General features: G+C 70.9%; 23 protein-coding genes. 12 read left to right on the top strand and 11 right to left on the bottom strand.

The window, feature by feature from the left end; translation table 11 throughout:
• The first annotated feature begins 52 nt into the window (after window positions 1-52).
• The 7 genes from AC4NMM_RS08970 to AC4NMM_RS08940 all read left to right on the top strand — a co-directional run bounded on the left by AC4NMM_RS08970 (window position 53) and on the right by AC4NMM_RS08940 (window position 6,131).
• Complete coding sequence (locus tag AC4NMM_RS08970; protein ID WP_096395245.1) at window positions 53-841, top strand: SDR family oxidoreductase; 789 nt, start codon at window positions 53-55, stop codon at window positions 839-841.
• A complete protein-coding gene (locus AC4NMM_RS08965) occupies window positions 838-1,185 on the top strand; it encodes a cupin domain-containing protein (RefSeq protein WP_017344206.1) in 348 nt (115 codons plus the stop codon). The genes AC4NMM_RS08970 and AC4NMM_RS08965 overlap by 4 nt, the downstream gene beginning before the upstream one ends.
• 45 nt (window positions 1,186-1,230) lie before the next feature.
• The gene (locus AC4NMM_RS08960; protein ID WP_096395247.1) at window positions 1,231-2,052 is read left to right on the top strand and encodes a fumarylacetoacetate hydrolase family protein; all 822 of its coding nucleotides are present in this window, start codon (window positions 1,231-1,233) and stop codon (window positions 2,050-2,052) included.
• A 56-nt stretch (window positions 2,053-2,108) separates the two neighbouring features.
• Entirely contained in the window at window positions 2,109-2,537 is a 429-nt protein-coding gene (locus AC4NMM_RS08955) for a universal stress protein (protein ID WP_491924119.1), read from the top strand.
• A gap of 143 nt (window positions 2,538-2,680) precedes the next feature.
• Window positions 2,681-3,820, top strand: a complete 1,140-nt coding sequence (locus tag AC4NMM_RS08950; RefSeq protein WP_491924118.1) for a TAXI family TRAP transporter solute-binding subunit — start codon at window positions 2,681-2,683, stop codon at window positions 3,818-3,820.
• Between the two features lie 80 nt (window positions 3,821-3,900).
• On the top strand, window positions 3,901-5,892 hold the full coding sequence (locus AC4NMM_RS08945; protein ID WP_491924117.1) for a TRAP transporter permease: 1,992 nt from the start codon (window positions 3,901-3,903) through the stop codon (window positions 5,890-5,892).
• On the top strand, window positions 5,889-6,131 hold the full coding sequence (locus AC4NMM_RS08940; RefSeq protein WP_096395255.1) for a hypothetical protein: 243 nt from the start codon (window positions 5,889-5,891) through the stop codon (window positions 6,129-6,131). The genes AC4NMM_RS08945 and AC4NMM_RS08940 overlap by 4 nt, the downstream gene beginning before the upstream one ends.
• Here the strand turns inward: AC4NMM_RS08940 and AC4NMM_RS08935 are convergent.
• The 3 genes from AC4NMM_RS08935 to AC4NMM_RS08925 form a co-directional block, all read right to left on the bottom strand.
• The gene (locus tag AC4NMM_RS08935) at window positions 6,101-6,334 is read right to left on the bottom strand and encodes a hypothetical protein (protein WP_394338331.1); all 234 of its coding nucleotides are present in this window, start codon (window positions 6,332-6,334) and stop codon (window positions 6,101-6,103) included. The genes AC4NMM_RS08940 and AC4NMM_RS08935 overlap by 31 nt on opposite strands.
• 269 nt (window positions 6,335-6,603) lie before the next feature.
• The gene (locus tag AC4NMM_RS08930) at window positions 6,604-7,521 is read right to left on the bottom strand and encodes a hypothetical protein (RefSeq protein WP_096395257.1); all 918 of its coding nucleotides are present in this window, start codon (window positions 7,519-7,521) and stop codon (window positions 6,604-6,606) included.
• A gap of 129 nt (window positions 7,522-7,650) precedes the next feature.
• Window positions 7,651-8,520 (bottom strand): CheF family chemotaxis protein, encoded by an 870-nt coding sequence (locus AC4NMM_RS08925; protein ID WP_491924116.1) that lies wholly within the window; start codon window positions 8,518-8,520, stop codon window positions 7,651-7,653.
• A 240-nt stretch (window positions 8,521-8,760) separates the two neighbouring features.
• On the opposite strand from AC4NMM_RS08925, the gene fer reads away from it, so the two are divergent.
• From fer to AC4NMM_RS08910, 3 genes are all read left to right on the top strand, one after another.
• Window positions 8,761-9,150, top strand: coding sequence for a ferredoxin Fer (gene fer / locus AC4NMM_RS08920; RefSeq protein WP_004596710.1), 390 nt, complete (start codon window positions 8,761-8,763; stop codon window positions 9,148-9,150).
• 219 nt (window positions 9,151-9,369) lie between these two features.
• A complete protein-coding gene (locus AC4NMM_RS08915; RefSeq protein ID WP_096395261.1) occupies window positions 9,370-9,771 on the top strand; it encodes an Htur_1727 family rSAM-partnered candidate RiPP in 402 nt (133 codons plus the stop codon).
• The gene (locus AC4NMM_RS08910) at window positions 9,768-11,003 is read left to right on the top strand and encodes a TIGR04347 family pseudo-SAM/SPASM protein (RefSeq protein WP_491924115.1); all 1,236 of its coding nucleotides are present in this window, start codon (window positions 9,768-9,770) and stop codon (window positions 11,001-11,003) included. Before AC4NMM_RS08915 ends, AC4NMM_RS08910 begins: the two co-directional genes overlap by 4 nt.
• Window positions 11,004-11,035: 32 nt before the next feature.
• Here the strand turns inward: AC4NMM_RS08910 and AC4NMM_RS08905 are convergent, their stop codons facing one another.
• The 3 genes from AC4NMM_RS08905 to AC4NMM_RS08895 all read right to left on the bottom strand — a co-directional run bounded on the left by AC4NMM_RS08905 (window position 11,036) and on the right by AC4NMM_RS08895 (window position 13,031).
• Window positions 11,036-11,203, bottom strand: a complete 168-nt coding sequence (locus tag AC4NMM_RS08905) for a hypothetical protein (RefSeq protein WP_491924114.1) — start codon at window positions 11,201-11,203, stop codon at window positions 11,036-11,038.
• 72 nt (window positions 11,204-11,275) lie between these two features.
• Window positions 11,276-11,926, bottom strand: a complete 651-nt coding sequence (locus AC4NMM_RS08900) for a helix-turn-helix domain-containing protein (protein WP_491924144.1) — start codon at window positions 11,924-11,926, stop codon at window positions 11,276-11,278.
• Between the two features lie 55 nt (window positions 11,927-11,981).
• Entirely contained in the window at window positions 11,982-13,031 is a 1,050-nt protein-coding gene (locus AC4NMM_RS08895) for a disk-shape morphogenesis protein volactin (protein WP_491924113.1), read from the bottom strand.
• 168 nt (window positions 13,032-13,199) lie between these two features.
• Between AC4NMM_RS08895 and AC4NMM_RS08890 the strand changes: the two genes are divergently transcribed.
• The gene (locus tag AC4NMM_RS08890) at window positions 13,200-14,033 is read left to right on the top strand and encodes a geranylgeranylglycerol-phosphate geranylgeranyltransferase (RefSeq protein WP_491924112.1); all 834 of its coding nucleotides are present in this window, start codon (window positions 13,200-13,202) and stop codon (window positions 14,031-14,033) included.
• Window positions 14,034-14,153: 120 nt separating this feature from the next.
• Here the strand turns inward: AC4NMM_RS08890 and yciH are convergent, their stop codons facing one another.
• The 5 genes from yciH to AC4NMM_RS08865 all read right to left on the bottom strand — a co-directional run bounded on the left by yciH (window position 14,154) and on the right by AC4NMM_RS08865 (window position 20,618).
• Entirely contained in the window at window positions 14,154-14,447 is a 294-nt protein-coding gene (yciH, locus tag AC4NMM_RS08885; RefSeq protein WP_004596695.1) for a stress response translation initiation inhibitor YciH, read from the bottom strand.
• Window positions 14,448-14,500: 53 nt separating this feature from the next.
• Entirely contained in the window at window positions 14,501-16,789 is a 2,289-nt protein-coding gene (locus AC4NMM_RS08880) for a transglutaminase TgpA family protein (RefSeq protein WP_096395269.1), read from the bottom strand.
• Window positions 16,786-17,967, bottom strand: a complete 1,182-nt coding sequence (locus AC4NMM_RS08875; protein ID WP_491924111.1) for a DUF58 domain-containing protein — start codon at window positions 17,965-17,967, stop codon at window positions 16,786-16,788. Before AC4NMM_RS08875 ends, AC4NMM_RS08880 begins: the two co-directional genes overlap by 4 nt.
• 30 nt (window positions 17,968-17,997) lie before the next feature.
• A complete protein-coding gene (locus AC4NMM_RS08870; RefSeq protein ID WP_491924110.1) occupies window positions 17,998-19,044 on the bottom strand; it encodes an AAA family ATPase in 1,047 nt (348 codons plus the stop codon).
• 200 nt (window positions 19,045-19,244) lie between these two features.
• Window positions 19,245-20,618, bottom strand: coding sequence for a dihydroorotase (locus AC4NMM_RS08865; protein ID WP_491924109.1), 1,374 nt, complete (start codon window positions 20,616-20,618; stop codon window positions 19,245-19,247).
• A gap of 155 nt (window positions 20,619-20,773) precedes the next feature.
• Between AC4NMM_RS08865 and AC4NMM_RS08860 the strand changes: the two genes are divergently transcribed.
• Entirely contained in the window at window positions 20,774-21,256 is a 483-nt protein-coding gene (locus tag AC4NMM_RS08860; RefSeq protein ID WP_096395277.1) for a DUF8162 family protein, read from the top strand.
• Window positions 21,257-21,507: the final 251 nt, after the last annotated feature.

The raw sequence follows: 21,507 nt of genomic DNA, 5'->3' as shown, positions 1-21,507 counted from the left end.
CCCGGTTGCCTGTAGGGAAACGTTTTCACGCCATACTCGGGATGGGTGAGACATGGACCTACAGATCGACGGGAACGCGGCGCTCGTCACCGCATCGTCCAGCGGACTCGGCAAGGCATCGGCGAAGGCGCTCGCCCGGGAGGGCGTCGACGTCGTCATCAACGGTCGCGACGAGGAGCGGCTGGCGGACGCGAAGGAGGAGGTCGAGGCCGTCGCGACCGGCGAGGTCGTCGCCCACTCCGCCGACCTCACCGACGCGGACGAGGTCGCGGCCTTGGTGGAGGCGACCGTCGACGAGTTCGGCACGATCGACCACCTCGTGACGAGCGCGGGGGGCCCGCCCTCGGGCGCGTTCCTCGACACCGACGACGAGGACTGGCAGCACGCCTACGACCTGCTCGTGATGAGCGTCGTCCGCCTCGCCCGGGAGTCGTACCCGCACCTCAAGGAGGGCGACGGCGGCACCATCGTCAACATCACCTCCCGCAGCGTGAAGGAGGCGATCGACAGCCTCGTGCTGTCGAACTCGGTCCGGATGAGCGTCATCGGGCTGGAGAAGACCCTCTCGAAGGAGTTCGCGCCGGAGGTGCGCGCGAACGCCGTCCTGCCGGGTCCCCACGAGACGAGCCGGATCCGCGACCTCGTCGAGGCCGCCGTCGAGCGCGGCGACTACGACTCCTACGAGGAGGGGCTCGACGACTGGGCGGGGAATCCGCTCGAACGCATCGGCGACCCGATGGAGCTCGGTAACACGGTCGCGTTCCTCTCGTCGCCGAAGTCGGGGTACGTCAACGGCACCGCCCTCCCGATCGACGGGGGATCGACCGGAGCGAACCTATGAAGCCGGTCGCGTTCGACGAGGCGGAGACGTACGAGCCCGACGAGGGCTGGCGGCGCGTGTCGATGGCGGGCAGCGACCGCTTCTCCTTCGAGTGGTTCGAGAAGCCGCCGGGTCACAGCTCCCCGATGCACGACCACGAGAACGAGCAGGTGTGCCTCTGCTTGGAGGGCGAGCTGACCGTCGTCTCCGAGGACGACGAAGTGACCCTTCAGAAGAACGACTCCGTGCTCTTGGAGTCGAACGAGCCTCACAGGGTCGAGAACACCGGCGACGAGCGCGCGGTCGGCCTCGACGTGTTCGCGCCCGGGCGCTCGTTCGACTTCTGGACGGACCGGGAGGAGTGAGATGAACGGAGCGAACGAGCGGACGGCGGACGGGGTGACCGGGCGATGAAGTACCTCGCGCGCACGGCGACCGGCGAGCCCCTCCTCGGCGGCGAGGACGGATACGTTCCGCTCGGCGCCGTCGAGCCGGACCTGGAGACGGTCCGCGACGCGCTCCCGCGGGCGGCCGCGGGCGACCTGGGGGACGCGGCCGACGCGCCCGCGGACCCCGTCCCGGCGGCGGACGTGTCGTTCGGCGCGCCCCTGGAGTCGTTCGGGAAGCTGTGGGGGATCGGCCTGAACTACGAGGAGCACGCCGGAGACCTCGACGAGCAGCGCCCCGAGGAGCCGGCGAGCTTCATGAAGCCGTCGTCGGTGCTCACGGGGCCGGGCGGGCCGATCCGGCTGCCGCCGGAGTCGCAGAGCGAGCGGGTGACCGCCGAGGCCGAGCTGGCGGTCGTGATGGGCCGAACCTGTCGGAACGTCGACGAGGGCAACGTCGACGACGTGGTCGCGGGGTTCCTCCCCGTGATCGACATGACCGCCGAGGACGTGCTTCAGCGGAACCCGCGCTTCCTCACGCGGGCGAAGAGCTACGACACGTTCCTCGTCCCAGGCGCCGCCATCGCGGTGCCGGAAGGGCCGCTCGACCTCGAGGGGCTCTCCGTGCGGACGGAGGTCAACGGGGACGTGCGGGCCGAAAACGAGATCCGGAACATGCTGTTCCCGCCGGCGGAGATCGTCTCGTTCCACTCCGACGTGATGACGCTGGCGCCGGGCGACCTGTTCAGCACCGGGACGCCCGGCGCGGCGCCGATCGACCCCGGCGACGAGGTGCGGGCGGTCGTCGAGTCGATCGGGACCGTCAGCGCGCCGGTGACGCGGTAGGCGGCCGCCCCTCCCCGGCAGCTACTTTTATTACCTGCTTTCGGGTAGTGGCGGGTATGTACCGGGTACTGCTGCCGGTCGGGGGAGAGACAGAACACGCGCCGGCCGCCGCGGACGCGGTCGCGTCGCTTCCGAACGCCGCCGAGGAGGTCGAGGCGGTGCTGCTCAACGTCTACGAGGGGTTCGAGGTCAGCGGCGAGGGGGGCCGCGTCGACTCCGAGGACGTGTGGGACGAGGAGAACTACCCAGAGGCCGTCGCCGCCGTCGAAGCCCGACTGGCGGAGACCGGGGTCGCGACGTCGAAGCGGCGCGAGCACGGCGACCCCGCGGAGACGATCATCGAGGTCGCCGAGGAGCTCGACGTCGACAACATCACGATGAGCGGGCGGCGCCGGAGCCCGACCGGCAAGATGCTGTTCGGGAGCACGACGCAGTCGGTGCTGCTCGCGGCCGACCGTCCGGTGACGGTGATCTTCGACGAGTGACTCGTTCCGACGACGCCGGCCTGCGACGAGTAGCTCGATCCGGCGACATGTACCCTGAAGATCATTATAATGGATATTCCTCCGGTTTGAACTGAAATAAACAGACACATTGTTAATGATCGACCGGGAGTACTCTGTTGAGTATGTCTGAGAACTCAATCGATCGGCGGAAGTTCCTGTACGGTACCGGCGCAGTAGGCATCACCGGACTGGCCGGCTGTAGCGGCAACGGCGGTGACGGAGGAGACGGCGGTGACGGAGGAGACGGCGGTGACGGAGGAGACGGCTCCGACGGATCCGACGGGTCTGACGGTTCGGACGGCTCCGACGGCGGCAGCGAGGAACTCTCGCTCCGCGTCGGCACGTCCGCCGGCGGGACCCAGGACGTCGGGCTCGCCGTCGAACGTGCCGTCAGCCAGGAGAGCGACACTCTCGACTACTCGACCATCGAGAGCCCCGGCTACATCGGGACCATCTATCGGATGGCCCAGAACCAGTTCAACGCCGGTATCACCGACAACAACTCCCTCAACAAGGCGCTCGACGACCGCGGCCGGTTCTCCGAGCAGTCGGTTTCCCGCATCCCTCAGTACGGGTTCGGCGCGTTCCCGTACAGCATCTACGTCGTCGCCCGCGCCGACACGGACATCGAGACGTTCGACGACCTCGCCGGGAAGAACGTCTACCCCGCCGAGCCGGGGTACTCGACGCGCGCGACGACCCTCGACGTCTGGTCGCAGGATCCGACCGCGGACGTCTACGACCAGATGAACATCCAGAACATGGGCGTCGGTGACGCGCCCGGCGCGATGGAGGAGGGCACCATCGACGCGTCCATCGCGTACGGCGCGCCGGGCGTTCGCTACACCGGCTTCGTTCAGGAGATGGCCTCCCGCGTCGACCTCAGCTACGTCGAACCGACGGACGCGCTCATCGAGTCCGCGGAGTCGTACTCCGGCGCCGGCACGACCCGAACACCCTACAGCGACTGGCAGATCGCGGGCACCGACATCGGCACCGACGAGGTGTTCACCTGGGACCTCGAGGTCAACTACACGTTTAACCCCGAGGCCAACCCGGACGCCGTCTACGAGCTCTGCCGCGTCGTCCACGAGCACAACGACGTCGTCAACAACGGGGAAGCGCAGTTCAACGACTACGACTCCGCCGAGGAGATGCTCGCCTACGCGCAGGAGCGCATCCCCGTCCATCCCGGTGCAGTCCAGTACTACAAGGACAACGACGCCTGGGACGACAGCCTCCAAGAGGGCGACACGGCGTAAACCCTCTCGGCGCGACGTAGTTCCGGCTCGCGAACCGAAATCCAACTACTATTTTACCACAAACAAACCCACACCCAAACATGGATACACAATCCGAACAACAGACCGATCCCACGGGGTGGCTACGAGGCCTCGACGTCGGTGTCACGCTCATAGCCGTCCTGTTCTGGGTGACCGTCCTCTGGTGGGCGTACACCCAACAGTGGTCGCCGGTCAAGTACGCCGTGCTGTTCGTCGGCGGCATCATGACGGTGTACGCCCTCAACGAAACCCGCGAATCGCTCGAAGAAGGCAGTCGGATAGACGCCTTAGTGTTGCTACCGTCGGCCGGCGTGCTCATCACAGCGTCCTTCTACTTCTTCCTGAACTTCGAGACGGTCTATCTCCTGCGTCAGGGGTTCGCCAGCGAACACGAGTACATGCTCGCGCGGCTCATCATCATCTCGCTGCTGTACCTCACGTGGCGCGAGTTCGGGAACCTGTTCCTCGGGCTCGTCATCGGCGTGATGCTGTACGCGATGTTCGGCGACGCCGTCCCCGGCGTCCTCGGGCACGCCGGGATGAGCCAGCTAACCCTCCTACAGGCGACGGTCACGGACCTGTACGGGTTCTACGGCTCGCTCACGCAGCTGACCGCGTCCTGGATCGCCCCGTTCCTCCTGTACGCCGGGCTGCTGTTCGCGTACGGCGCGTTCGATCTGATTCTCCGGCTCGCCATCGTCGCGGCCGGACGCATCCGCTCGGGCGTGGCACAGACGGCCGTGCTCTCCTCGGCGGTCATCGGCTCCATCAACGGCTCGTACACCGCGAACGCCGCCATGACTGGGTCGTTCACGATTCCGACGATGAAGGAGAGCGGGATGTCCGGCCACCGCGCGGCCGGCATCGAGGCCGTCGCCTCGACCGCGGGGCAGGTGCTCCCGCCGGTTATGGGGGCCTCCGCGTTCGTGATGGCGTCGTACCTCGGCGTGGCGTACCTCAACATCGTCGTCGCGGGGCTGGTTCCCGCGGCGATCCTGGTCGCGTCGATCGCCATCGCGGTCCACTACACCGCGATCAGCGACTCCAGCGACCAGGACATGGAGTTCTCGGAGTTCTTCGACGAGACGCTCTCGCGCAACGAAAAGGTCGCCGAGGCGCTCCGGTTCGGCGTCCCGTTCGGCGTCCTGATCTACTACCTCGGCTTCGCCCAGTACACGGTGATGACGTCGGCGATGTACACCGTGTTCGCGATGATGCTCACGGGCGTTCTGATGCCGCCGCTCCAGCGACTCGTCGACGGTTCGGGCGTCTCGCCGGTCTCGGAGTTCGTCACGCAGATCAAGAACACGATTCACGGCTTCCGGCGAGGGGCCATCATCCTCGCGCCCATCGCCATCATCCTCGTGGTCATCAGCGGCGTCGTGAACCTGTTCTCGACGACCGGCGTTCCCGCGAAGATCGCGCTGCTGATGATCAACCTCTCCGGCGGCGTGCTGCTGTTCGCGGTGCTGCTCGGCATGGCCGTCGCCATCGTGATGGGCGTCGGGATGCCGACGGTCGCAGCGTACGTCATCGTCGCCATCCTCATCGTCCCGACGTTCGTCTCCGAGTTCGGCGTGGCGGAGATCACCGCTCACTACACGATGTTCTACGCGGCCATCTTGGCGGGCATCACACCGCCGGTGGCGACGGCGGCCGTCGTCGCGGCGGGCATCGCGGAGGCGAACTTCTGGCGGACCTGCGGAGCGGCGCTGAAGATCGCCGCCCCGCTGTTCGTCCTCCCCGTCGCGTTCGTCTACAACCCCGGTCTGATTTCGATGTCTCCCGGCCTCAACACGCTCTTGGTCGGCCTCCTGGTCGTGATTGGCGCCATCTCCATAATCTACGGACTGAACTACCCGTTCGAGATGTCCGTCGGGCGCATAATCCTCACTCGGAGTGCGCTCACGGTGCTCGGCGTACTCATTATGACGTACCCGATGATGATCGTGAAGGTCGCAGGCATCGCCGTCTTCGTCGCCGTCTTCGTCGCCGAGAAGGTGATGGTTCGCGGTCTCGAGAGCCCGTTCGTCAGTGAGGTGAAACAATGAGCCCGAGCAAAGAAGCCCCGGAAGACCAGGTCGACACGTCAAGCGTGGGCGGCCTCGAAGAAGTCATTCCGAAGCCGCTGATGCCGGTCTGGCGCCGCATCGAGCTGATTCAGGAATTCCGGAAGACCCACGGGAACACCTACGTCACGGTCTTGGAGGTACTGACGGCGACCGCGCTGGCCGTCGGCTACGTCTGGTGGGTGTACCTCTACTTCTTCGGCGGCGGCGTCAGCCTGTAGTTGCCGCCCCGCCACTCGATTCTCTCGGACTCGCTCGCGGCTTCCGGCCCGCCGGCGTCGAGCATGTCGAAGAGGCCGTCTTGGATGAGCCCCCCGAAGTACACCCCCTCGCGGTCGCCGAAGTCGAGCGCCTGTAGCTCGCCCATCAGGGCGTCGCCGAGCGAGCCGACACCGAACTGGAGGTGGACCGCGTCGTCGAACACCGGGGGGCGCTCCGGATCCTCCCGACGCAGCCGCCGACAGCGACGTCGTGCCGCCGGCGCCCGAGCAGACCGCCTCCGTATTTCCTGACCGTTCAGCCGGCCGGACGCGACAGACGCCGCCTCGTCGAACTGCGTTCGACCGCTGGTCCCCGCGCCGTTTTCGCGGCCAGCGACCCGTTCGCCCGGACCTGTGGCGTGCCGCCGATTGGCGAGCGAGAAAGCGTCGTCGATCGAAACGTGTGCGGGGTCCGAGCGGGGCCGCGACCGCCTCAGCGCCCGCCGTCGGTCATCGCGACCGGTTCGTCGGCGTCGACGTCGCCGGGCGCCTCCGCCGCGGACTCGTCGCTCGACGCGGGGTCGGTCGCGGTGTCGGCGACGCCGAACTCCGTCCAGAGCGTGGCGACGACGACCGCGTACGCGACCAGGTCGTAGTGGACCGCCCCCGCCAGCCCCGTGAACGCGGTGAGCGTGCTGTATCCGTACAGCGCGACGACGCCCCCGACGAACGCGACCTCGTTGGTGAACCGGCCGTCGCGCACGGCGGCGGTCGCGCGGCGGATCGTCGGCCCGCAGGCGACGAGGAACGCGATCCCGGTGAGCGCGCCGAGGTTGACGAAGAAGTGCGTCGTCATCGACGAGGCGAGGATCGACTGGAGGTACTGGACCGTCACGGGGTCGTAGAACAGCCACTCGACGCGGGTCGGGTACAACACCGCGACGTACGGCGTCGCGACCATCAGTCCGAAGAGGACCGCGACAGCGACGCGGGCCGACGCGAACTGCGACGCCCGCCGCGCCTCGAACGCCTGGTCGCCGGGCGCGACGACGAGCCCGCACGATTCGAGGGTCCCGCGGAGCGCGTCGCGCGACAGCGACGGGTCGTGGTGAACGCCCACCGTCCCGTTGCGCCGGGTCGCCGAGGCGTCGCTGACGCCGTCGACATCGCGCAGGACCGCCTCCAACAGCCCCTCGCGGCGGTCGGTGTCGATCCCGTCGACCGAGAACGTGTCGTGGTCGTGGTCCGCCGGCACGCGGGCCGTTCGCGGTCCCGAGTCGACGCCGTCGCTCGGGACGGTCTCACAGCCGGCCGCCTCGGCCTCTCCCGTCCCCCCGGGCGCGTCGATTCCCCGTTCGCGGACCACGGCGTCGAGCGGCGTCTCGCCGCCGCGGTGGTCACTGTCTCGCATGAGAGATACCTACGGTTACAGGAGCTTGAAACTTCCCCCCGGGCCGATGCGTCGCGTTCGGCCTCGAACGCGACGGACCCGGCCTTCGACCGCGGCAGGCCCGACCCTCGACCGCGCCGCGTCCGGCCGTCAGGCGTTCACCGATTCGAGGTAGGAGCTCACGATCATCTGTCCCTTGCGGGTGAGCGCGGCCCCGCTCTCGCCGTCGGCGACGAGGCCGGCCTCCCGGAGCGTGTCGAGGATCATCGACGTCTGGGTGACGTCGCCGGTGACCACGTCGGCGATGTTCGCCTCGCCGCCCGCGGAGTAGATGGAGACGAGAACCTCCAGCTGCTCTTCGGTCGGGTCGAACGAGTCGAGCTCCTCCATCGCCTCGTCGTATTCGATCTTGATGTAGCGGCCGAGCACGTTGAGCGCGCGCTCGTTCGGGACGGTCGCGATCGACGTGACCGTTCGGCCGTCGGCGACGTGACGGAAGACGAGCGCCGGCCGCTTCGTCCCGCCCACGGTGCGGTCGGTGCGCTCGTAGTCGATCACCGCGGAGAGGTCGACGGTGAACGGTTCCGGGCAGTTCCCGAACTGGATCTCGCCCGGCGACACCGACACCGAGGCGCGGTGGTCGCTCGCGTCCGTGACGCGCCCGCCGACCTTCGCCGGGTGCCGCACCGTGACAGTGACGTTCCGCAGCAGGGACTTGAACAGGAGCCGGACGAACTTGTCCATGTCCTCGGACTCGCCCTCCACGAGCGCCGTGCGCCGCGACCCGTCGCGCTCGTACGCGACGGTGACGCTGTCGTTGAAAAACGAGCGCAGGTCGCCCGGGACGCTCCCGACGACGACGTCGAACACCCGCGAGAGCGGGACCGTCTCCTTCCCGTCGTCCGTCGCGAGGACTAACCGCCGCTGGCTCAGCAGGACGCGGCCCGTCACCGGCTCGTCGGTTCCGAAGCTCGCCGCGTGGACGCGGCCGACGAAGTCGGCGACGACGGACTCCCCCATCGACCGTTCCTGAGTGCCGTACGCTATTTATTGTTACTCAAGCCGTATCAATAGTGATAACGATCTGTCACGCGAGCGGCCGCGGACGAGTTCCCGCGGCGAACGGCACCGTCGGCGCGTTTCGACACGCGTCGCGGCCGCCGAAACGAGTCGAACGTGTTCGGTCGGCGGCGGTCGCTCGTGAGGCGATCGGGTGGGGAACAGCAAAGCCTAATGAGGTGGGCATCAAATCGGCAGGTGATGCCCACAGTAGAATACCTCAACTACGAAGTGCTCGACGACCACGGCTGGTCGATGGACGACGACAACCTCTTCGAGGAGGCCGCCGACGCCGACCTCGACGCCGAGGACTACGGCACCCTCGAAGTGAACCAGGGCGAGTACATCCTCGAATCGGCCGAGGCGCAGGGCTACGACTGGCCCTTCTCGTGCCGCGCCGGCGCCTGCGCGAACTGCGCCTCCATCGTCAAGGAGGGCGACATCGAGATGGACATGCAGCAGATCCTCTCCGACGAGGAGGTCGAGGAGAAGAACGTCCGCCTGACCTGTATCGGGAGCCCGGCCACCGACGAGGTCAAGATCGTCTACAACGCGAAACACCTCGACTACCTGCAGAACCGCGTCATCTAAACGGGTCTCTCCTGCGGTGACAGGCCGTTCTCACGCGGGATCGCGCCGCTCGCGGTCCTCGCATCTCTCCCCGTTTCGGCAGCGGTCGATCCGCCGGTCTCTGCTCACTCCTCCCGGCCGGTAACCGCGCCGCCCCTCATCGCCCGAACCTGTTCGGGCGAGTTTCGCGGCCGTGAGAACGCGCGAAACCCCGTTCGGGGGACCGTCCGTATCGGGGGTATGGTCGAGAAGACGGACCGAGGCGAGGACGCGAACGGGCCCCGGTCGGCCGACGGTCGCCGGTTCGAGGTGTTCGTCCGCGAGGCGGAGTCGGACCCGCTCCGCCACGTCGGCACCGTCGCCGCGCCGACGCCGGACGCCGCCCACGAGGAGGCGAGCAAGCTCTTCGCGTGGTACGCCCGCGACGTGTGGGTGTGTCCGGCCGGGGAGGTGTCCCGGTACTCCGCCGAGTCGCTCGCTGGCGACGCGGACGGGGCGGACGGTGATTCCGAGTCGTCCGAGAACCCCGACGAGCCGCGCGTCTACGAAGAGACCGAGGGGACGCCGACGGTCGCGTCCGGCAGCGCGTCGGTCGACGGGGAGGAAGACGCCGCGGAGCCGTCCGCGGAGGGGTCGCGATGATCTCCGTCAGCAAGCTGCTGTGCGGGCTCGACGCCGAGAGCGACGGGCTCCGCTACGACGCGGCCGACGGCTCGAAGGAGCCGCAGATCACGGAGGAGAAACAGCGGCGGCCGGTCGTCGTCTGGAACACCACCAAGCGGTGCAACCTCTACTGCGAGCACTGCTACGCGGGCGCCGACGCCGAGGGCGCCCCGAACGAGCTGTCGACCGCGGAGGGGAAGGCGCTCGTCGACGACCTCGCGGAGTTCGGCGTCCCGGTCCTCCTCTTTTCCGGCGGCGAACCCCTCGTCCGCGAGGACCTCCCGGAGCTCGTCGCGTACGCCGACGACAGCGGAATCAGACCGGTCCTCTCGACGAACGGCACGCTGCTCACCCGCGAACGCGCCCGCGAACTGAAGGAAGCTGGGCTCAAGTACGCCGGCGTCTCCGTCGACGGGCTCCCCGAGCGCAACGACCGCATCCGCGGCGAGGAGGGGGCGTTCGACGCCGCGGTCCGGGGGATCGAGGCCTGCCTCGACGTGGGGCTCAAGACGGGACTACGCTACACGATCACCGAACACAACGTCGACGACCTCGCCGGCGTCGTCGACCTGCTCGTCGACGTCGGCGTCGACCGCTTCTGCTTCTATCACCTCGACTACGGCGGCCGCGGGGCCGACATCTCGAACGTCGACCTGAGTCCGGAGGCGACCCGACGGGCGGTCACGGACCTCTGTGACCTCACCCGCGAGTACCACGAGCGGGGCGAGGAGATAGAGACGCTGCTCGTCGGCAACTACGCCGACGCGGGCCACCTCGTCGAGTACGCCGACCGCGAGATGGGCACCGACCGCGCCCGGCTCATTTATCAGTATCTCCGGCGCAACGGCGGCGACCCGACCGGCGAGCGCGTCGCCGACGTCGACCCCGTCGGCAACGTCCACCTCACGCAGTTCTGGCAGGGGTACTCGCCCGGCAACGTCCGCGACCGCTCGTTCGGCGCGATCTGGACCGACGAGTCGAACCCGCTCCTCGCCGGACTCCGCGACCGGGAGGACCGGCTCACCGGCCGCTGCGCCGACTGCGCGTACCGGTCTATCTGCCGGGGCGGCTCGCGGCTTCGCGCGCTCTCGGCGCACGGCGACCCGTTCGCGCCCGACCCGAAGTGCTACCTCACGGAGTCGGAGCGCGCCGGCGAGGAGGCGCTCGCGCGGATCGACGGCGCCGGGTCGTCGGCGCCCGCCGACGACTGACCCGCTCCGGGCCCCGCGGTCGTCGCGGTCGCCTACTCCCCGTCGTCGCCGACCGTCCTCGACTCACCTCCCGTGCCGTACTTCGCCGAGAAGCGCTCCGCGGGCACCTCGCCGCGGGCGACGCCGATCGCGTCGCGCACGAGCTCGACGGCCGCGTCGTCGTGGACCGGCTCGACGGCCGGCGGGTCGTCGTCGCTCATGGAGTGACAGACGGGAGCGGACCTCCTCGGCGTCGCGCTTTACCGGTGTGTTTCTTTAAAAGGCGTCAGCGCTCACCGCTCGGCGCCGTCGAAGACGTCCGTCACCAGCTTCGCCTGCGCGGTGCGGAGCCGCTGGGAGAGCGCGGACTTGCTGATCCCGAGCTCGTCGGCGAGTTCGCTCAGGCGCACGTCGCGGTCGTCGTCGAAGTAGCCGCGGAAGACGGCGAGCTCGAGCCCGCGGCGCTGCTTCGGCGTCAGCGCGGAGAGGTCGAAGGTGACCTGTTCGGTCGCGTCCGGCCCCTCGACGACCGCGAGCCGCACGAGCCGCACCCGGTCGACGACCCCGCGGAGCTCCTCGACGAGCCGGCGGACCGCGGCCCGGTCGTCGATGTACGCGGTGACGAGTATCGTCCCGTCCTCCACGCGCCGGAAGTGCGGGACGCAGCCGAGCCGCCCGAACGCGTGACAGAGGCAGTCCTCGTCGACCGCGCCGGTCCCGCGGCGCACGTCGCCGTCGGGGGTCGTCACGTCGACGACGCACTCGTCGCCGACGGCGTTGACCGCGACCTCGGCGGCCTCGTCGGCCTCGGAGACGATCGGACAGCCGCGGTCGCCGGTCGGATCGACGTCGAGGTCGACCCGCAGGCGACGGTCCCCCTCGGCGCCGGCGGCGTCGGACATATCAGTCGCTACGGACGGCGTCGGTTTTACTTTTCGGCGGATTCCCGCGATCCGGCGCGCCGGTCGGTCGGTCTAAAAAATCGGCGGCCGATCGCCCTCAGTCTTCGGATTCGGGGGCGGCCTCCTCGGCCGCGGGCTCGTCGGCTGTACCGCCCGACTCGGCCGCTTCGCCCTCCTCGGAGCGTGCGGCGACGAGGGCGCCGCTGGCGACGCTGTACATCGGCTCGTCGGCCGAGCGCACGCCGCTGATCGAGAACGGAATGTTCGCGTCCGCGAGGTGGTCGGCGAACAGGTCCTCAAAGCCGTTTGGGCTGGAGGTGCCGCCGGTGACGACGACGGGCACGTCGAGCCCCTCCTCGACGTCCTCCTCGTCCACCTCGCGGGTGATGTTCTCGATGACGTAGTCGAGCAGGTTCTCGTAGTAGATGGCGAGCGCGCCCTCGACGCCCCCCACGTCGGTGCGGAAGTCGAGTTCGAAGTCGTCCTCCTTGATGCTCGTCACCTTGTCGACGGGCGTGCCCGTCGCCTGCGAGGTCTGCTCGTCGATCCAGTCGCCCCCGCGGGCGATGGAGAACTTCATCACGGGGACCGCGTAGTAGGCGAGGCAGACGTTCGTCATCCCCGCGCCGAAGGAGATCCCGAGGCCGGTGAAGTTGTTGTCGGCGAGCTCGGAGTAGATGACCGCCATCCCCTCGTTGATCGGCTCGGGGTCGTACCCCATGTCGCCGAGCATCGATTCGAGGGTCTTCTCGTGATACAGCGTCGTCAGCCCGGAGTCGATCGGGTCCGCGGGGCTGGAGTAGAACAGCCGCTCGTTCGGCTTCGAGGGCTCGCCGACCACCTGCTCGGTGATCAGCTTGATCATCGGGATGGCCGACGCCTCCTCGCTGGAGAGGATGCCGTGTTGCATCGGCCGACGGGTCTCCTTGTTGAAGATGTTCGCGAAATTCAGGGCGTCGTCGCCGACGACGTACACCTTGTCGTCCTTCCGGATGTGGAGGACCTCGCTGCGCGAGAGCATCTGCTCCGCCATGTCGCTGTACTCGATCTCGACGAACGAGTTTCGCTGCTGTACGAACACCGTCTCCGCGCCCTCCTGCCGTCCGGAGAGGATGTTCATCGTGCCGACGTCTAACCCTTTAGCCATACACTACCGTTTCATTTCGGACCTGATAAACGTTCGTGGCAGACCGCACGAGGCCCGGCGAACGTCTTCGGGGCGGGGCGTGGCGACTTCGCAGTCCGTCGCCGACCGGCGAGGCCCCCGACCGATCCCGCACCGTTTATTCCTCGCGGGCGGGAGTACGCGGACGACGTGCGAGACACGCTCCGCGGCATCGTCGAACTCGCGCGCTTCGGCAACTGCGTCGCGGCCGGGGCCCTCACGGCCACCGGCGCGTTCGTCGCGGGCGCGAGCGGCGCCGCCCTCCCGACCGCACTCGCGGCCGCGACGACCGCCTTCGCGGTCGCCGCGGGCAACGCGATAAACGACTACTTCGACCGTGAGATCGACGCGGTCAACCGCCCCGACCGGCCCATCCCGCGCGGCGCCGTCTCCCCGCGGGGCGCGCTCGCGACCGCGACCGTCTGGTTCGCCGTCGCCGTCGCGGCCGCGGTCTCCCTCCCGCCGCTCGCGATCGCCATCGCCGCGGTGAACCTCGTCGCCTTGGTCACCTACACGAGCCTGTTCAAGGGGACGCCCGGCCTCGGCAACGCCTTGGTCGCCTACCTCGTCGGGTCGACGTTCCTGTTCGGCGGGGCCGCCGTGGGGAACCCGAACGCGGTCCTCGTCCTCGCCGCGCTCGCCGGCCTCTCGACGTTCACCCGCGAGGTGATCAAAGACGTCGAGGACGTGGCCGGCGACCGCGAGGAGGGGCTCGCGACGCTGCCCATCGCGGTCGGCGAGCGCACGGCGCTGTGGATCGGCGCCGCCGCGCTCGTCGTCGCCGTCGCCGTCAGTCCCCTTCCGTACCGCGCCGGAACGCTCGGCGCGGCGTACCTCGCGGTCGTCGCGGTCGCCGACGCGGTCATGCTGTACGCGACCTACGAGAGCTTCTCCGACCCCGCCGCCGCGCAGCGACGGTTTAAATACGGCACCTTCCTCGCGGCGGCGGCGTTCGTCGTCGGGCGGGCCGCCGTGGTCGCGTGAGCGGGCGATCCCGCGGCGATGGCGCTCGGCGGACGCGGCGGCGGCCGCTCGTCGGCTAATCGGTCTGAAAAAGCGGTCTCGGCTCGAAGCGACGCTCGACGCCGGACGGTCAGGTGACGGTCACGCGACGTTGAAGCCCTTGTCGCGGAGGAAGTCCTCCACGCGACCCGAGTGGTTCCCCTGGAGTTCGATGGCGCCGTCCTCGACGGTGCCCCCGCAGGCGAACTTCGACTTGAGATCCGACGAGAGGGAGCTCAGGTCCACGTCCTTCGGGTCGAATCCTTCGATGACCGTTACCTCCTTACCGTACCTGCGCTCGTCGATGCGGATGCTGATCTGCTGGGACTCCTTCGCGACGTCCTCGCAGACGCAGAGTTCCTGGGGCAGTCCGCACGTCGAGCAGACTTCCGACATTACAGCCCGAATCTACAGGACGCCCGTATTAAATAGTGTCGGGAAGCCCCCCATCAGCGGACGAACCGCCCGATGAGCGGTAGTCGTTCGAGCGCGAGCCGGCGGACGGTCCGGCGGGCCGCGTCGGCCTCGTCGCGGGTCACCGACTCGGCGTACGCGGCGCGCTCGTACGCCGCCGCGACGGTCTCGACGCGCTCGTCGGCGCCGAGCGTCCGGACCGCGTCGACGTAGCGCCGCGGGGTCTCCCCCGGTCGCCGCTCGCGGTAGCGCCCGGCGAGCAGCCGTTCGAGGTCGGCGAACGCCCGCTCGGCGTCCGCCTTCGGGTCCCCTCGCCGGCGCGGAAGCACCGGCCCGATACGCCGGCTCGCCCGGCCCGCGAGTCCGGTCCGCCGAGCGCCCGCGACGCCGAGCCCCGCGACGAGCAGCCAGTAGAGCGCGGTCTCCGGGTCGGGCAGCGATCCGAGCGGACCGCCGTCGCTCCCGCTCGCTTCGGACCCCGCCGCCGGACCGGTGGCCGTCGACGGCGCGGTGCCCGTCTGGGTCCCGTCGAGCCGCGCGATGCCGCCGGGACCGAGCGTCCCGCCGCCGCTCGCGTTCCCCGCCGTCGAGTCGTTCGCTCCCTCGGTCGTCTGCGCGCCGTCGTCGGTCGCCTCCGGATCGGTCTCGTCCGAGTCGGCGTCAGTCTCAGGCGTCCGATCGGGCGCGGACGCCTCGGTGTCGACGTCTTCGGCGCCGTCGGCGCGCGCCTCCGCGAGCCGGGTGTCGCGCGCCTCGTCGCGCGGGCCCGAGGGAGTCGGGTCGAACGCCACCCAGCCGTGGTCGGGCACGTATATCGACACCCAGGCGTGGGCGTTCTGCCCGCGGACGACGTACTCGTCGTCGCCAACCCGCTCGCCGGAGGTATAGCCGGTCTCCATCCGGGTCGGGATCCCCTGCGACCGGAGCATCGCCGCCATCGTCGTCGCGAAGTAGACGCAGTAGCCGGCGTCCATCTCGAAGAGGAACGCGTCGGCGACGTCGCCCTCGGGCCGCTCGACGGTCAGCGAGTAGTCGTACTCCGAGCGCAGGTACGCCTCGACCGCGGCCGCCTGCTCGTAGGGCGACACCGCGTCCGCCGCGGCCACGATCTCCTCGGTCCGCTCGCCGACCCGGTCCGGCGTGCTCTCGGGCAGCTGGGTGTACCGCTCCTCGATCGCCGCCGGGTAGTCGGTGCTAGCGTTCCGGAGCGCCGCGGGGTCGGCGTCGAGCACGCGGCTCTCGACGGTCACCGTCTCGCCCGCTTCGAGCGGTTCCGCGAGCCGGAGGCTGCCGCGCTCGTCGACCTCGACCGCGCCACCGCCGGAGGCCGCGACCGGCTTCCACGGCGCCGGGAGCGCGCTCGACTCGGTCTCCGCGGTGATCGTCACGTCGATCGCCTCCGCCTCCCCCGGCGGCCCGGACAGCGTGCCGTTGACCGCGGACCGGTCGCCGCTCCTGACCCAGCCGTCGCCGGTGTAGGTGTCGTACGCCCCGGTGTGCCAGTTCCGCTCGACGGGGCTCTCGATCGTGTACCGCACCTCCGGGGAGAGCCGCGTCGAGCCGACCACCTCCAGCTCGTCGTCGCCGCTCAGGCTCGACTCCAGCGTCGTCGTGCCGCGGTCGAGCCCCAGCGGCGCCGCCGCGCCCGCCGGGATCACGGTGACGGTCGCGCTCGCGACGACCATCGCCGCCACCACCAGCGCGAAGGTGCCCGCGTGGCCGCGGCGACGGCTCGGCGTCGACAGCGTGGAGAGCCCCACCGCGAGCGCGAGGCCGACGACGCCGGCGACCGCGGCGCCCGTCCCGGCGTCGCCGGTGAGCACGAGGAAGCCGAGCGTCCCGCCCGCCACCGTCGCGGCCGCGACGTGGCGCCCGCGCCCCGCGAAGTAGCCGACGAGGAACGTCGGCACCGGCGCCACCGCGAGCACCCAGACGTCCGCGAGCGCCAGCCGCAGCACGGAGAGTCCGGTCGACAGCGCGAGGAGGTCCAAGGCGACGCTCCGGACCGTGAACAGCGCGCGCTGGCTCGCGGGGATCGCGAGGAAGTAGCCCGCGAGCCCCGCGGCGAACAGCAGTCCCGCTAGCCACAGCGCGGTCCGCTCGCCGACGGCCCGCGCCAGCGCGACCCCGCCGACCCCCGCGAGCGCGACGACCGCCGCGGTCCGCCCCGTCCCGCCGACGACGTTCGTCACCTCGAAGAACACGGCGAGGTACGCCGCGGCGACGACCGCGACGCCGACGACCGCCGGGTCGGTCGGCCGTCGGTCGCCCTCGCCGGAACCGCTCTGCGAGAGGCGCGCGCGGACGGACGAGTCCGGGCTCACGGCGACGCCACCTCCCGTCCGTCCGCCGCCCCGTCGGCCCGTCCCCGCTCGGCGTCGTCGTTCGCGGTACGCTCTCCCTCCGCCTCGCGGCGCAGGTCGGCGAAGGATTCGGACCGGTCGCCCGTGTGGAACCGAGCGCCGTCGGCGTCGGCGACGACCGTCACGTCGACCTCGTCGTCGGTCGCCGCTCCCGGACCGGTCAGTGCCGCGAGTTCCAGCACCTCGCGCCGGCCGCGGCCGCCCGGGGCCGCCGAGACGCGCCCGCCGGGCAGCCGCACGTCGACCGGGACGCCGTCGTCGAGCAGGGCCAGCGCGAGGCTCGCCGTCGCCCGCGCGAGCTCGTCGGCCGCGGCCGCGCCCGCGGAGCGCTCGTCCGCGTCGTCGCCGCGCCCGGCGGCGCCGAATCCCGAGCGCTCCCCGCCGCTGCGACCGCCGCGACCGCGCGCCTCGCCGCCGCTGACCTCCGTGCCGCCCGCGATCGTCACCCGGTTCCGAGCGGTCTCGGCCGCGAACTCCTTGACGACGATCTCGTCGCGCTTGGCGGTCGTCGCCCAGTGGACGTCCCGGACCGCGTCGCCGCGGGTGTACTCGCGGAGGCGGTCGAACTCCTCGCGTTGGCGGCTCACGTCCACCGCGTCGGCCGCGTACAGCGCCCGGCGGAACCGCGTCGGGACCGGGTCTCGGGGCGGATAGACGGTCACCGCGGCGGTCTCGTCGACGCGAATCTCGCGTTCGAACAGTCCGAACACGTCGGTGGCGGTGAGATCGACCGGGCCGAGCGTCCGCTCGCCGCGCTCGCGGTACGTGACGTGATACGACACCGGCTCCGTGCCGACCGCCGCTCGGATCGGCGCCGTCGGCCCGTCGAGCCCCTCGCCGACTCGGACTAGAACGTCGGCGAGGAACGAGGGGTCGTCCGCGTCGCCGTCCCGCGCCGCCTCGGGGCCGAACTCCAGGCGGACCTCCCTCGTCTCCCCGACGAACCCGTCGGGGGGCGTCACGTGTCGGACCGCGGGGACGTCGACGCGCGACACCTGAACGTAGCCGGCCGCGAGCGCGATGGCGACCGGGATCACGATCGCGTCGAGCGCGCGCCCGCCGGCGGCGAGCGCGCTGGCGGCCGCGACGAGGCCGACGAGGCCGGCGACGCGTCCGCGGCGGGTGAGTTCGGGCGTCATCGGGACGAGGGCGGCGTCGGCGTCATCTCGTCACTCCACGCGGATCCGGTCGAGCGCGTCGTCGACGACGTCCGCGCCGTCGGTCCCGCCCGACTCGGTTCGGATGCGATGCGAGAGCACGGTCGGCGCCTCCGCCTGGACGTCGTCGGGGACCACGTAGCCGCGGCCGTCGAGCGCGGCGCGGGCCTGCGACGCGCGGACCAGCGCGAGGCTCCCGCGCGGGCTCGCCCCGAGCTTCGCGTTCCGTCGGGTGAACACCGCGAGCCGGGCCACGTACTCCCGGACCGCCTCCGAGGCCTCGATCTCGCCGACGATCCGGCGGGCCCGCCGGACGTCCGCGATCGTGGCCACGGGCTCGACCGCGTCCACCGGGTGGTCGCCGGCCAGCCGCCCGAGGATCGCGGCCTCCTCCTCCGTGTCCGGGTAGCCGAGCCGGATCTTCTTCGTGAAGCGGTCGACCTCGGCGACCGGCAGCTCGTAGGTCTGTCCGGGCTCCACGTCGTTCTGGGTCGCGATCACGCAGAACGGGTCCGGCAGGTCGCGGGTCGTCCCGTCGGTCGTCACCTGGTTCTCCTCCATCGCCTCCAGCAGCGCCGACTGCGTCTTCGGCGGGGCGCGGTTGATCTCGTCGCCGAGGACGACGTTCGCGAACACCGGGCCGGGCTGGAAGTCGAACTCGTCGGTCCGGCGGTTGAACACGTTGACCCCGGTGACGTCGGAGGGCAACAGGTCCGGCGTGAACTGGACGCGCTTGAACGAGCCGTCGATCGAGCGCGCCACCGACTTCGCGAGCGTCGTCTTCCCGACGCCCGGCACGTCCTCGACGAGGAGGTGACCGCGCGCCAGCACGGTGACGAGGACGTGTTCGACGGCGTCGCGCTTGCCGACGATCACCTCCTCGACCTCGCTCACGATCCGGTCCGCGAGCGCGGCGACGTCGGCGGGGGTCTCGGGCTCGACCGCCGCGCCGGCCGCGGCTCCCGTTCCCGCCCCCTCGCGGCCGGTCGATTCCGCCTCGCCGTCCGCCGACTCCGCCGGACCGGCCCCCACCGGTCCCGACTCCCCGGGGGCCGTCATGTTCGGTCGGCCTCGTCCGGGCCGGGTTCCCGTCCGGAGACGACCGTGCGAATGCTCCCCGTGATCATGGATATGACACGGTTACGGCGGGAAGCGTCATATGCGTTCCGCCGCCGGCGGTCCGTCCCTCGCGGGCGAATTCGGCGTTTCGGGGCTTCGCCGCTCCGGCGGTGACCCCACGGGCTCCTCGCGGTCCGCGGCTACTGTTCCCTGACGTTCCGTCCGACCGGCTCGCCGAACGACGCCGCCCCGGTCGCCGGGTCGCGCTCGTAGACGACCTCGCCGCGGACGAGCGTGAGCTCGGGGAAGACGCCGCGGAGCCCCTCGAAGGGAGTCCACGCGGGGGCGCTGTGGAGCGCGGCGGCCTCTATCTCCCGCGGGTCGGCGGTGTCGACTAAGACGAGGTCGGCGTCGCGCCCCTCCGCGATCCGTCCCTTCCGGTCGAGGCCGAATATCTCCGCGGGGTTCGCGGCGACGACGTCGCGGACGCGTTCGAGCGACAGCTCCCCCTTCCGGGCCGATTCGAGCAGCAGCGGGTACAGCGTCTCGACGCCCGGGACGCCGCTCGGCGCGTCGACGAGCTCCCGGCGCTTCTCTCCGACGGTGTGCGGCGCGTGGTCGGTCGCGACGACGTCGACGTCGCCCTCGGCGAGCCGGGCGAACAGCGCCTCGCGGCGCTCTTCCGAGCGGAGCGGCGGATTCATGCGACCGAAGGTTCCGAGCGATCGCGCCCGCTCGCGGGAGAGGTACAGGTGGTGGGGCGTCACCTCGCAGGTGACGCGGGGCGCGTCGTCGGTCTGGGCCTCGTCGCCGTCGCTCCCCTCCGACTCGCCCTCGCGGGCCTCGCTCACGGCGTCGACCGCCTCCGGCGTCGAGGTGTGCGCGACGTGGACCCGCGCGTCGCGGTCGGCGGCCGCCGCGAGCGCGCGCTCGACCGCGGCGATCTCCGCGTCGGCCGTCCGGTAGGCGGACCACGCGTCGACGGTCGCCGCCGTGCCGACGCCGCCGAGGTCGCCGTCGAGCGCCGACTCGTCGAACAGCGTCGCGTCCTCGGCGTGGACGGTGACGGGCACGTCGCGCGCCGCGGCCGCGTCGAGCGCGTCGGCGAAGAGGTCGGCGTCGATCCCCATGTCGCCGGTCGAGTCCGCGAGGAACACCTCGCCGAGCGCGAACAGGGGGCGCTCGAAGAGGCTCTCCGGGTCCCAGTCGGGGGTCACGCCGCCGTTGATCCCGTAGTCGACGAGCGACTCCGCGGCGAGCGCGGCCTTCTCGTCGAACGCCGCGCCGTCGACGGTGGGCGGCGAGGTGTTCGGCTGGTCGACGACAGTGGTGACGCCGCCCGCGGCGGCGCTCCGCGAGCCCGAACGCCACGTCTCCTTGTGGCTCCCGCCCGGCTCGCGGAAGTGGACGTGGACGTCGACCGCGCCCGGCAGGAGGTGTCTCCCGCGCGCTTCGAGGACGCGCTCGCCGGCGTCGGCGCCGAGCCCCTCGGCGACCGCGGCGATCCGTCCGTCGTCGCCGATCCGCACGTCTCGAACCCGGCCGTCGGCCAGCGTCGCGCCCGTGATGAGCATCGTTGTCGGCCGGTCGCGGCGCGCGGGATAAACGCTGGTGGTTCCCGGCCGCGGGATCGGCTGGGAGGCGGCGGAGCTGCGGGGCGGCGACCGCGACCGACGACCCGTCCCGCGCCACCACAAGACGTTTGCCGGTACCGGCGAATCGACCGGGCATGGTCCCTGCGCTCGTCGACACCGCGGTCGGCTGGCTGTGGACGGTCGCGCTGCTCCTCTTCCCCGGTCTCGTCGCCGCCGGACTGTGCGCGCCGTTCCTCGCCGCCGACCGGATCCGGGCGCTGTTCGACGCGCTCCCGCCGGCGGGACGCGTCTTGCCCTCGTACCTCGGCGTGTCTGTGGGGCTCTCGGTCCCGTACGTCGCCGGCGTCGCGCTCACCGTCGCGTACGCCGGCGAGGCGGGTCCCGCCTGGAGCGAGGGGTTCCTCACGACGGCGCTGTTCGGCGCGGTCCTCGTCGCCCTCGTCGCGCCGGCGGTCGCCGTGATCGGTCTGCCGCGGCTCGGCGTCGACTGGGATCCGACGGGGTACGGCTACTCGACGTGGCTCCTCCTCGTCGGCGCCGGCCTGTGGTACGCGCTCGTCGCCGCGGTCCCGCTCGTCGCGCTCGCCGTCGGGATGGCGCTGCCGGGCGGGTACTGACGATTCAGTCACCGGTCGTCGATTTATAAATGGACGAGGCGGTCGGCGCGTGCCTCCGAGTGGCCGCCATCGGCGGCCGCGAGGAGCACGCGCGAGGGACGCCGCGAACGACCGAAGGGAGTGAGCGGCAGCGAGGCGCGACGCGCCTCTGGCAGCCCCGGGGGCTGCCCCCGCGGCGGGGGCCGGGGGGGGGGGAGGGGGGGGGCGCGGGCGGGGGGGGGGGGGGGCCCAAAAGGGAGGAGCGGCGGGGG

Source organism: Halorubrum sp. SD41, from assembly GCF_058630335.1.
This window is presented reverse-complemented; position numbering and strand designations above follow the sequence as displayed.

Excerpts from the sequence above, each read along its gene's own strand:
- AC4NMM_RS08970 (WP_096395245.1), top strand. The coding sequence starts at position 53 with ATGGACCTACAGATCGACGGGAACGCGGCGCTCGTCACCGCATCGTCC.
- AC4NMM_RS08965 (WP_017344206.1), top strand. The coding sequence starts at position 838 with ATGAAGCCGGTCGCGTTCGACGAGGCGGAGACGTACGAGCCCGACGAG.
- AC4NMM_RS08960 (WP_096395247.1), top strand. The coding sequence starts at position 1,231 with ATGAAGTACCTCGCGCGCACGGCGACCGGCGAGCCCCTCCTCGGCGGC.
- AC4NMM_RS08955 (WP_491924119.1), top strand. The coding sequence starts at position 2,109 with ATGTACCGGGTACTGCTGCCGGTCGGGGGAGAGACAGAACACGCGCCG.
- AC4NMM_RS08950 (WP_491924118.1), top strand. The coding sequence starts at position 2,681 with ATGTCTGAGAACTCAATCGATCGGCGGAAGTTCCTGTACGGTACCGGC.
- AC4NMM_RS08945 (WP_491924117.1), top strand. The coding sequence starts at position 3,901 with ATGGATACACAATCCGAACAACAGACCGATCCCACGGGGTGGCTACGA.
- AC4NMM_RS08940 (WP_096395255.1), top strand. The coding sequence starts at position 5,889 with ATGAGCCCGAGCAAAGAAGCCCCGGAAGACCAGGTCGACACGTCAAGC.
- AC4NMM_RS08930 (WP_096395257.1), bottom strand. The coding sequence starts at position 7,521 with ATGCGAGACAGTGACCACCGCGGCGGCGAGACGCCGCTCGACGCCGTG.
- AC4NMM_RS08925 (WP_491924116.1), bottom strand. The coding sequence starts at position 8,520 with ATGGGGGAGTCCGTCGTCGCCGACTTCGTCGGCCGCGTCCACGCGGCG.
- fer (WP_004596710.1), top strand. The coding sequence starts at position 8,761 with ATGCCCACAGTAGAATACCTCAACTACGAAGTGCTCGACGACCACGGC.
- AC4NMM_RS08915 (WP_096395261.1), top strand. The coding sequence starts at position 9,370 with ATGGTCGAGAAGACGGACCGAGGCGAGGACGCGAACGGGCCCCGGTCG.
- AC4NMM_RS08910 (WP_491924115.1), top strand. The coding sequence starts at position 9,768 with ATGATCTCCGTCAGCAAGCTGCTGTGCGGGCTCGACGCCGAGAGCGAC.
- AC4NMM_RS08905 (WP_491924114.1), bottom strand. The coding sequence starts at position 11,203 with ATGAGCGACGACGACCCGCCGGCCGTCGAGCCGGTCCACGACGACGCG.
- AC4NMM_RS08895 (WP_491924113.1), bottom strand. The coding sequence starts at position 13,031 with ATGGCTAAAGGGTTAGACGTCGGCACGATGAACATCCTCTCCGGACGG.
- yciH (WP_004596695.1), bottom strand. The coding sequence starts at position 14,447 with ATGTCGGAAGTCTGCTCGACGTGCGGACTGCCCCAGGAACTCTGCGTC.
- AC4NMM_RS08875 (WP_491924111.1), bottom strand. The coding sequence starts at position 17,967 with ATGACGCCCGAACTCACCCGCCGCGGACGCGTCGCCGGCCTCGTCGGC.
- AC4NMM_RS08870 (WP_491924110.1), bottom strand. The coding sequence starts at position 19,044 with ATGACGGCCCCCGGGGAGTCGGGACCGGTGGGGGCCGGTCCGGCGGAG.
- AC4NMM_RS08865 (WP_491924109.1), bottom strand. The coding sequence starts at position 20,618 with ATGCTCATCACGGGCGCGACGCTGGCCGACGGCCGGGTTCGAGACGTG.
- AC4NMM_RS08860 (WP_096395277.1), top strand. The coding sequence starts at position 20,774 with ATGGTCCCTGCGCTCGTCGACACCGCGGTCGGCTGGCTGTGGACGGTC.